The organism is Acidovorax facilis (assembly GCF_023913775.1).
GTDB lineage: Bacteria > Pseudomonadota > Gammaproteobacteria > Burkholderiales > Burkholderiaceae_C > Acidovorax > Acidovorax facilis.
In genome coordinates, this window is the sequence record NZ_JAMXAX010000187.1 from 1 (window position 1) to 9,260 (window position 9,260).

Consider the following 9,260-nt stretch of genomic DNA (forward strand, 5'->3'; position numbering starts at 1 on the left):
GGGCAGGGCTGCCGAGCATAGCTGCAGCAAGGGAGGAAAGAACCAGTGCGGCGCTGAGTGAACAGGATGGCGTCTGACACCCGCTTCATCTCCGGCCTGGCCGGGGAGGCGGAGCTTGACAGGTAAAATAGGCTCCAGCGCTACGCTAGCTTGCGCTGGCAGCTATCTAATCCATAGCTGATACATCTGGGCAAGTGTTGCCTGACCCTCTCATCCAGGCCTCAAGGAGACACCGCCATGACCACCATTGAACTCGACATTGCCCAGACCATCGGCATCGCCGCCGTGCTGCTGGTGGTGGGCGATTTCATCAAAAACCGCGTGGGCTTGCTCTCGCGTTACTTCATTCCCGGGCCCATCATCGGCGGACTGGTGTTTTCGCTGATTGCGCTGGTGGGCCACCAGACGGGCCTGTTCACCTTTCAGTTCTACGACAACATGCGCGCCTTTTTGCTGCTGGTGTTTTTCACCACCATCGGCTTTTCGGCCAGCTTCGAGCTGCTCAAGAAAGGCGGTGTCGGCGTAGCGCTGTTTCTGGCCGCCGCCGTGGGCCTGGTGGTGCTGCAGAACCTGCTGGGCGCCGGGCTGGCTGCTGCGCTGGGCGTACATCCGCTCATCGGTGTGGCGGCGGGGTCCATATCGCTCACGGGTGGGCACGGCACCTCGGCCGCGTTTGGCCCGCTGCTGGAGCAGGCGGGCGCCGCAGGTGCGTTGCCCGCCGCCATTGCAGCGGCCACCTATGGCCTGGTGGCGGGTTGTGTGATTGGCGGCCCGCTGGGCACCCTGCTGATGCGGCGCAACGGCCTGCACACCTCGGGGTTGGCTGCGGGCACGCCAGCCGCGGCCACCGCCACGGCGGCTGGCGCTGTCGACGCCGCCAATGCCTCCACCGCCCGCCTTGCAGCCCCGGCCCCCATGGGCAACAGCGACACTGTGATGTACGCCAGCATCCTGATTGCCGTGTCCATCGGGGCAGGCACGTTGCTGGTCAACTGGCTCAAGGGCCTGGGCATTACGCTGCCTTCGTACCTGGGCCCGATGCTGGTGGCGGCGGTGGTGCGCAACATCATCGACTGGCGCGACAGTGCGTTGCCCCTGCGCCAGTTCGAGGTGGTGGGCAACGTGTCGCTGGCGTTCTTCCTGGCCATGGCGCTCATGTCCATGAAGCTGTGGGAGCTGGCCGAGGTGGCCGGGCCGCTGCTGGTCATCCTGCTTGCCCAGACCGTGCTGATGTTTGCGTATGGCTACTTTGTCACCTTCCGCGTGATGGGGCGTGACTATGACGCCGCCGTCATCGCCGCCGGCCACTGCGGCTTTGGCATGGGCGCCACGCCCAACGCCATGGCCAACATGCAGGCGTTCACCGCCGTCAATGGGCCATCGGTGAAGGCGTTTTTTGTGATCCCGCTCGTGGGTTCGCTCTTCATCGACTTTTTCAACGCCGTGATCATCACAGGCTTCATGAATTATTTAAAGTAGCCCGTTGAAGCGTGGTGCGGCTCAACGGGCTGCATGGGCTTCAGCGCGGCGCACCGGCCCGCAGCCGCGAAGCGGGCACGGCCCGAGCAAGGGCCGTCCCGCAGTGAGGGGCGTTATCCCGCGCAGCGACTCAGGGGCTACAAGAACAATGCGGGGTCCACCATGGTGCGGTTCAGCATCACTCCCCAGTGCAGGTGCGGCCCGGTCACGCGGCCGGTGGCGCCCACCTTGCAGAACGCGTCGCCCGCCTGCAGCACATCGCCCAGGCGCACGTCCATGCTGCTCAGGTGGCAGTACATGGTGAGCAGGCCCTGGCCGTGGTCCAGCCACACCGTGCCACCGTTGAAGAAGTAGTCGCCCACGTCAATCACCCGGCCCGGCAGCGGCGCCACGATGGGCGTACCGGTGGCGGCGGCAATGTCCATGCCGCTGTGCGGATTGCGCGGCTGGCCGTTGAACACGCGCCGCAGCCCGAACGAGCTGGACCGCCGCCCTGGCACCGGCACCCGCATGCGCAGCGATGCCAGCGCCACGCCGGCGGGCTGCTCGGTGAAGGTGGCCATCACCTGGGCCTGGTGGTCGCGCTCACGCTCGTAGCGGGCCTGGTCCTCGGGCGACAAGTCCACCGTGCGGGGCGACACCTTCAGGTGCTGTTCCTTGTACTGCTTGGGGGCCACGCTGTAGTACACCAGGCGCGGGCTGCCGCCGCCTTCGGGCAGCACGCTGATGAAGGCATCACCCGGCGCCGCCGCCAGCGGGATACCCACGATGGCCGTCCACTCGATGGCATCGCCCACCACGCGCAGCGGCACATCCACCTCGCCCTGTCGCACCTGCGCCACCGGCCGCGTGGCCGCCGGGCCCAGCGACAGCCGCGCCACGCCCCCGGGCACCTGCAGCGCCTGGGGCCACACCGTGGGCGCGGGTGGCAAGGGCTTGGCGTGCAGGGGCGCCACCAGGGCAGGCTGCGCGAGCAGGCCCGCCGTGCCGATCAAGGCGCTGCGGCGGTTGATGGAGAGGGTGGGGCGGAGGGGCGCAGGGCGGGAAGATTCAGGCACGGCAGAGAAGGGCGAGAGCAAAAAACAAAGAGGCGGCGCGAGGGGTGTTGCCATGGACAAAGCACTTCACCGTCGCGGCCGGCAAGGGTAATTGTGCCCCCGGTGTTGGCGGCGTCCGCCTACATCGCGGCCGCATGGTGCCACCTACCATCGCGCCATGCCTCCCGCCGCCCCTCGCCGCCGCCGCTCCACCATGCTCACTGTCTTGCTCACGGCCCTGGCCACGGGGGCCCTCGTCCTGTTGGCACTCAACTTCACGGCGGGCGAGAAAAAGGTGCAGCAACAGCTGCCGCGCCTGTACAGCACCGCCCACCCGCAGTTTGAGCGTGCCTTGGGCAGCCTGCTCGGCCCAGGCATTGTGGGCGGCAATGCGGTGACGGAGCTGATCAACGGCGACCAGATCTTTCCGCCCATGCTGGCCACGATCAAATCCGCTCAGAAAAGCGTCACCTTCGAAACCTACATCTACTGGTCGGGCGACATCGGCAAGCAGTTTGCCGACGCCCTGAGCGAGCGCGCCCGCGCTGGTGTGCCCGTGCATGTGCTGCTGGACTGGGTGGGCAGTGCCAAGATGGAAGAAAGCTACCTGGCCGAGATGAAGGAGGCCGGGGTGCAGATTGAAAAGTTCCACAAACCCCATTGGTACAACCTGGCCCGCCTGAACAACCGCACCCACCGCAAGCTGCTGGTGGTGGACGGGCAGGTGGGCTTTACCGGCGGCGTGGGCATTGCGCCTGCGTGGACGGGCCATGCGCAAGACCCCGACCACTGGCGCGACTCGCACTACCTGGTGCGCGGCCCCGCCGTGGCGCAGATGCAGGCCACGTTTCTGGACAACTGGCTCAAGGTCACCGGCAAGGTGCTGCACGGCGAGGCGTACTTTCCGGCCATTGCACCGGCGGGTGGGCAGAAGGCGCAGATGTTCTCCAGCTCGCCATCGAGCGGCAGCGAGAGCATGCAGCTCATGTACCACCTGGCCATCACGGCGGCCGAGCGCAGCATCGACCTGTCGGTGGCCTACTTTGTGCCCGACGACCTGACCCGCAAGCTGCTGATGGATGCGCTGGCACGCGGCGTGCGCGTGCGCCTGGTCACCCCCGGCGAGCACACCGACACCGAGACCGTGAAGGCCGCATCCCGCGCCACCTGGGGCGAGCTGCTGCAGGCCGGGGCCGAGATTTATGAATACGGGCCCACCATGTACCACTGCAAGGTCATGATCGTGGACCAGCTGCTGGTGTCGGTGGGCTCCACCAATTTTGACAACCGCTCGTTCCGCCTGAACGACGAGGCCAACCTGAACGTGTATGACGCCGCTTTTGCGCAGCGCCAGACGCAGGTGTTTGAAGACGATATCCGGCGGTCACGCCGCGTGACCTACGAGGCCTGGCTGGAGCGGCCGTGGAGCGAAAAGCTGCACGAAAAGATGACCGGGCTGCTGCGCTCGCAGTTGTGAGGTGGCTGCAGCGCCCGGTGTTTCACGGGTCAGTGTGTCACAAACTCGTACGCCACTTCTTCGCTCTCCACCATCTCCAGCACTTCGTTGAGTTCGTCCTCGTTCTCGCTGCTGCTCCACATGTCTTCGGGGTCGTTGGCGAACAGGGGCTCGATGGCCAGGTCCAGAAACTTGTTGTCGGCCATCTGGATGACTGGCGTGCCCTCCGAGGTTTCGACCAGTTGCCAGTCGTCGGGCACGGTCATTTCGAGCTGTATGGTGACATTGAGTTTTTTCATGATGTTCCTTGTTGGGTAGGGGCGGTGGGTGGTTGGCGCCAGCCGTTGGCAGCGCCTTCAGGGCATGCAGGGTAACCCAGCAGGGTGGCAGTGCCGCGCGGTGCCATCATGGGGCACGCACAGTGACACGCACATGGCACGTTGAATGGGGCAACGCTGAATAGGTCCCCGCAGTGGCGCGCGCCCTGGTTTGGGATGGGATGCAAGGCGCAAACCACAGCGATAGCCGTAGCTATCGCGAGGATTTGCAACGCGGCAGACCGTCCAAAGCAGGGTGCGCGGTGCGCGAGGGACTTGTTCAGCGTTGCCGTAGGTGCTGGCGTATTCTTTGGTGGCCCCGCCTGGGCTCGTGCGTGCAGCATTGGCCGGGCGGGCCGATTCATCCCTTCTGCACCCCTTTGCCTTCTGGAGCCCTTTCCCATGATCCCCAAGAAATCACTCGCCGTGGCTGCGGCCGCGCTGTTTGCCGCCATGTCCCTAGTCTCCCAGGCCGCGCATGCCGGCCCCCGGCTGGACAAGATCATGGAGGCCAAGGTCATCCGCGTGGGCACGCCCGGCGACTACCGTCCGTTTGCCATCAAGACCGACGCGGGCTACAGCGGCCACGACATCGACGTGATCGAAACCATGGCCAAGGAGCTGGGCGTGAAGATCGAATACGTGCCCACCACCTGGCCCAACCTGGTGAAGGACCTGCAGGGCGACAAGTTCGACGTGGCCGTCGGCGGCATCACCCGCAACGTCAACCGCATGCGCATCTTTGACATGCTGCCCGGCTACGCTCCCTTTGGCAAAGTGGCCCTGGTGCGCGCGGCCGACAAGGCCAAGTACACCAGCGTGGATGCCATGAACCAGCCCGCCGTGCGCGTCATCAAGAACCCCGGCGGCACCAACGAAACCTATGTGCTGGCCAACCTGAAAACTGCCCAGGTCAGCACGCACGACAAGAACGCCGAGATCCCCGCGCTGATCGCCGAAGGCAAGGGCGACGTGATGATCACCGAAACCTACGAAGCCCTGCACTACGCCAAGGTCGACCCGCGCCTGCACGCCGCGTTTGTGGATGCGCCACTCACGCCCAAGAACTACCTGGGCTTCATGTTGCCCACCGACGACGCCGACTATGTGCGTGTGATGGGCTTTGTGTGGGGCCTGGTGGACAGCCGGGGCACCATCAAGCAGGCGGCTGACAAGTGGTTGAAGTGATCAGGGCCTGAGGCTATGGGCGTCTGAGTTATTCGCCCGGAATCTCTGGCTCCACCAGCAGCGCCAGCAGCTGCAGCGACTCCTGCCAGCCCACGTAGCACATCTCGGTGGGGATCACCGCCGGGATGCCCGCCTGCACGATGGACACCTCGGTCCCCGCGATCACCTTTTTCAGCTGGATCGTGGTGCGCATCTCGCCCGGCAGGTTGGGGTCGTCAAACCGGTCGGTGTGCACGATGCGCTCGCCCGGCACCAGCTCCACATACTCGCCGCCAAACGCATGCGTCCCGCCACTGCTGAAGTTGGTGAACTGCATGCGGTAACTCCCGCCCACGCGTGCGTCCATGCTCAGCACCCGGCCGGTAAACCCGTGGGGCGGCAGCCATTTGCACATGGCGTCTGGGTCCAGAAAGGCGCGGTAGATGCGCTCTGCCGGGGCGCGCAGCACGCGGTGCAGGGTGACGGTACCGGTGTTGGTGTTGGTCGTCATGCTCGGGTCTCCTTGGGGTGTAGATCTGTGGTGGATGAAAGCGTGAACCGCCAAACCATATCGGTTATTCAACATGTTCACACCCCTACGACGAACGGACCTGCGCGTTTTCGACACGCCGCTGTTGCAACGGCAAACTTTTTGGCAAAGCCTCAGCCTTTCAGGCCAAAACCGTCCGCACCCCAAAGCTCTCGCTGCCCTGCGCCCAGGCCAGCAGCCGGTCAATGTTGGGGTGCTTGCCAGGGAAGGTGCGCGCATCGGCTACATGCTCGGCATACCACTCCAGCCCCAGGGTGGCGGCCGCAGGCGTGATGCGGCCGCCGTATAAGGCCGCCAACGCGGCATACACCACCAGCGACCCGGTCTGTCCGGGCTTGTTCTCGATGGTGGCCAGCACTTGCCCATCCGGGCCCAGCAGGTGCAGGGCGGTAAGGTGGCTGGCGGAGGGGAGTTGCTTGAGGCGGTCTGTGAAGTTCATGGGATGGTGATAGGAGTGAAAATTTGAATGAAATTGGCCGCTTCCGCTCTATGGATAAGCACTTGTAGCTACCAAAAGAGGAGTAAAAACCGATGGTATGGAAGTAGCGGTGCGGTGGCGGGTGCTTACGCCTGCCACACCCCAAACCCCGCCGACCGCAGGTCGATGCCAATCTCGATCTCGCGGTCCACTGCATCCTCGTAGCTCATGGGGTTGAAGCCTTCGTACAGATCGGGCAGCAGGCGCAGGCCGTATTGCGTCACGAACCGGTTGGCCTGGATGCCCGCCTTGTGCTTGTCAAAGCGCACATCCGGGTCCAGCCCGGTCATGCCCACATACACGCAGGGCTTGCCCTCGATGTAGCCCGGGTTGCACCGGCGAAAGCGCGGCTCCAGCAGCACGTCTTTGGAGAGTTCGACCACGTAGACGTGGTGGTGGAGCTTGCGGCGGCGCATGGGTGGATGGGATAGACGCGGGTAGTAGGGCTGCGGTGAAGCGCTCTGCGCGGTGCTACTTTTTACTCGTCATCGTCCGCCTGGCCGTCATCGCTCAGGCGGCGGTCCAGCTTGCTGCGCAGCGACTCGGTTTCTTGCAGAAACTGCTCTACCGGCACGGCCGGGGCCACGCGCAGGCTGGGCGGGAACAGGCTGCTCATGTAGAGCGTTTGCGACAAGCGCATGTTGTTGAGCCACTGCGCACCCAGCCACGACGGCACGCCCAGGGCCACCACTGCAGCCACCATCCACGCCAGGCCCGCGCGGCGGCGCGGCAGCACGGTCGCCAGGTGCGCATACAGCGCACCAGCCAGCACCAGCACGATCAACACACTGGCGAACTGCGAAAAAACCTCCAGCGAGAAAACGAATGCGGTCAGGTGGGCCACCAGATGCACCACATCCACCCCCAGGGCCGCAGCGCAGGCTATGCGCACGTGGCGCCAGAACTGCAGGTGGCCCGCAAACACCTTGTTGGCCGCTGCCCACACGCCCGACCAGGCGCCCAGCACCACCAGCAGCGTGAGCAACACGCCCGGCACAGCCTTCAGGTATTGCGAACTGTCGCGTGCATCCAGCCACGACTCCCCCAGCCCCGCCAGCAGCACCAGCGCCACCAGCGCCGCCGTGGTCCCCACCGTGCGCCACGGAAACTGCGGCAGAGGCTGCTCGTCGGCAATCGGCGCATCAGCCAGGCGCAGCGTGATGTGGGTGTGGCCCAGGTCGATGGGCGTGGCGTCGGGCCAGTCAAAGTGCTCGCCCGGGCCGTGCTGCTTGCGCTGCACGCGTGCGCCATTGCGCGTCTCCAGCACCTCCACCTGCACGGTGCGTGGCTCGTTCACCGCGCGGTCGATGCGCAGGTGCCGGGGCGCCACAAACGGGTCGTCCAGCACCAGGTCGCAGTCCAGCGCCCGGCCTACTGTGACGGGCCAGCGCGTGATAGGCGCGCGCGCCAGCAACGCGCCGTGGCGGTCAAAGGCTTCGATAAGCCCCAGGGTCGTCGGCATCGTGCTCATGGTGCGGCCTCCCAGCGGAAGGCCTTGAGGTAGTGGCTGGCCAGCTTCATGCCGTTGTCAAAGGCGATGCCCTGCACGTCCAGGCGGCCCAGCACGCCTTGCGTAGGCTGGTTGATGGACGCGGCCAGGACAGTCATGTTGTACAGGCCGGGCAGCTTGCGGTAGGCCGACAGGCAGACCACCGCGCGCAGCGGCAGGCTGCCGGGGTCCACAAAGCGCTCGCTGCACTCTGCGGCCGTTTGGTGGCGGTTGCCGCGCCGTTGCAGCTGTTCGTTGGCAAAGCTCTGGGAGAACATCCGGGCGAACCGTGCAGCGCCCAGGGTGGGGGCGTTGTAGGCCTCATAGCTCAGGCGCACTGCGCCGGTGTTGAATTCACCCGCCACCACATCGCTGTCGGCCCGGCATTGCGTGCGCTCCAGGTTCAGGCCCGGAAACGCCGGGTCGCGCCCCGATCCCCAGCACCGCGCCAGTGCATCGTCGGGTACGGGCACGCGGTAGTTGCCGTGGCGCTGTTCGCGAAACGGCGCTTTCAGGAACCGGTCCGTCAGAAGCTGCTGGTGCTCCATCAGCTGCCGCGTCATCTCGGCATGCGCGGCATGGGTGATGGGCTGGGCGTTGGCCGCACGCTGCACCAGCGCCTGCGCAAACTCGGCCGGGATCAGAAAGCTGACCTGCTCGCCGTCGAGCCGCTTGGCCACGTTCACGCCCAGCACCCGGCCCGCATCGTCCACCGCCGGGCCGCCGCTCATGCCGGGGTTGAGCGTGCCGCCAAAAAAGATGCGCGGGTAAAAGCTGCGCTTGACCAGCCCGTTGTAGGTGCCCTCGGTCACGGCAAAGCCGATATCGAGCGGGTTGCCCAGCGAGTAGATGCGCTCGCCCTGTGCCAGCGCCTCGTCGGCGGGCCGAAAGCCCAGCACCGGCGCAGCGGCCGTGCGGCCCTTGGCGCGCAGCACGGCCAGGTCGCGCTGCACGTCAAACGCCAGCAGCTCCACCTCGCCCTCCTGCCCCTCCATCGTCACGTACACGCCCCGGTAGCGCTCGGGCTCTAGCGCCAGCTGGCTGGCCACGTGGAAGTTCGTCACGATCAGCCCATCTGCCGATACAAAAAACCCCGAGCCAATCGACGCCTGCGTGTTGGCATTGCGCAGCAGCGTTCGGATCTGCACCAGCTTGTCGCGCGACAGCTCATAAATGCGCCGGGCATCGCGCGACAGCAGGGCGGCATCCGCCCCGGTGGGGGCAGAGGCTGCAGCGGCCCCCGGTGGCGGTGTGGTGCCGTCTGCCGGGTCACTGCCCGCAGGGCGA

10 protein-coding genes are annotated in these 9,260 nt (G+C 65.8%); 3 read left to right on the forward strand and 7 right to left on the reverse strand.

The genetic code is table 11. The annotated features are described in order from the left end of the window. Positions 1–237: 237 nt before the first annotated feature. A complete protein-coding gene (gene gltS, locus NFX52_RS28155) occupies positions 238–1,479 on the forward strand; it encodes a sodium/glutamate symporter (RefSeq protein ID WP_055398922.1) in 1,242 nt (413 codons plus the stop codon). 137 nt (positions 1,480–1,616) lie between these two features. Here gltS and NFX52_RS28160 read toward each other — a convergent pair whose 3' ends face one another. Next, positions 1,617–2,537, reverse strand: coding sequence for a M23 family metallopeptidase (locus tag NFX52_RS28160; protein ID WP_055398932.1), 921 nt, complete (start codon positions 2,535–2,537; stop codon positions 1,617–1,619). 193 nt (positions 2,538–2,730) lie between these two features. Here NFX52_RS28160 and NFX52_RS28165 point away from each other — a divergent pair, with 193 nt between their 5' ends. Continuing rightward, positions 2,731–3,993, forward strand: coding sequence for a phospholipase D-like domain-containing protein (locus NFX52_RS28165; RefSeq protein WP_055398934.1), 1,263 nt, complete (start codon positions 2,731–2,733; stop codon positions 3,991–3,993). A 29-nt stretch (positions 3,994–4,022) separates the two neighbouring features. On the opposite strand, the gene NFX52_RS28170 is transcribed toward NFX52_RS28165, so the two are convergent. Then, positions 4,023–4,271, reverse strand: coding sequence for a hypothetical protein (locus tag NFX52_RS28170; RefSeq protein WP_015014994.1), 249 nt, complete (start codon positions 4,269–4,271; stop codon positions 4,023–4,025). A gap of 420 nt (positions 4,272–4,691) precedes the next feature. Here NFX52_RS28170 and NFX52_RS28175 point away from each other — a divergent pair, with 420 nt between their 5' ends. Continuing rightward, complete coding sequence (locus NFX52_RS28175; RefSeq protein ID WP_202907183.1) at positions 4,692–5,477, forward strand: transporter substrate-binding domain-containing protein; 786 nt, start codon at positions 4,692–4,694, stop codon at positions 5,475–5,477. A 28-nt stretch (positions 5,478–5,505) separates the two neighbouring features. Here NFX52_RS28175 and NFX52_RS28180 read toward each other — a convergent pair whose 3' ends face one another. The 5 genes from NFX52_RS28180 to NFX52_RS28200 all read right to left on the reverse strand — a co-directional run. Then, positions 5,506–5,967, reverse strand: a complete 462-nt coding sequence (locus NFX52_RS28180; protein WP_055398924.1) for an SRPBCC family protein — start codon at positions 5,965–5,967, stop codon at positions 5,506–5,508. A 160-nt stretch (positions 5,968–6,127) separates the two neighbouring features. Next, on the reverse strand, positions 6,128–6,445 hold the full coding sequence (locus tag NFX52_RS28185) for a DUF2322 family protein (protein WP_055398926.1): 318 nt from the start codon (positions 6,443–6,445) through the stop codon (positions 6,128–6,130). A 125-nt stretch (positions 6,446–6,570) separates the two neighbouring features. Next, positions 6,571–6,900, reverse strand: a complete 330-nt coding sequence (locus tag NFX52_RS28190) for a hypothetical protein (RefSeq protein ID WP_010460358.1) — start codon at positions 6,898–6,900, stop codon at positions 6,571–6,573. A gap of 62 nt (positions 6,901–6,962) precedes the next feature. Continuing rightward, complete coding sequence (locus NFX52_RS28195) at positions 6,963–7,955, reverse strand: FHA domain-containing protein (RefSeq protein ID WP_238385641.1); 993 nt, start codon at positions 7,953–7,955, stop codon at positions 6,963–6,965. Continuing rightward, a partial coding sequence (locus tag NFX52_RS28200; RefSeq protein ID WP_252635934.1) for a S1 family peptidase occupies positions 7,952–9,260 on the reverse strand: 1,309 nt, incomplete at its 5' end. The genes NFX52_RS28200 and NFX52_RS28195, both read right to left, overlap by 4 nt.

Excerpts from the sequence above, each read along its gene's own strand:
- NFX52_RS28175 (WP_202907183.1), top strand. The coding sequence starts at position 4,692 with ATGATCCCCAAGAAATCACTCGCCGTGGCTGCGGCCGCGCTGTTTGCC.
- NFX52_RS28180 (WP_055398924.1), bottom strand. The coding sequence starts at position 5,967 with ATGACGACCAACACCAACACCGGTACCGTCACCCTGCACCGCGTGCTG.
- NFX52_RS28195 (WP_238385641.1), bottom strand. The coding sequence starts at position 7,955 with ATGAGCACGATGCCGACGACCCTGGGGCTTATCGAAGCCTTTGACCGC.
- NFX52_RS28190 (WP_010460358.1), bottom strand. The coding sequence starts at position 6,900 with ATGCGCCGCCGCAAGCTCCACCACCACGTCTACGTGGTCGAACTCTCC.
- NFX52_RS28170 (WP_015014994.1), bottom strand. The coding sequence starts at position 4,271 with ATGAAAAAACTCAATGTCACCATACAGCTCGAAATGACCGTGCCCGAC.
- NFX52_RS28165 (WP_055398934.1), top strand. The coding sequence starts at position 2,731 with ATGCTCACTGTCTTGCTCACGGCCCTGGCCACGGGGGCCCTCGTCCTG.
- NFX52_RS28185 (WP_055398926.1), bottom strand. The coding sequence starts at position 6,445 with ATGAACTTCACAGACCGCCTCAAGCAACTCCCCTCCGCCAGCCACCTT.
- gltS (WP_055398922.1), top strand. The coding sequence starts at position 238 with ATGACCACCATTGAACTCGACATTGCCCAGACCATCGGCATCGCCGCC.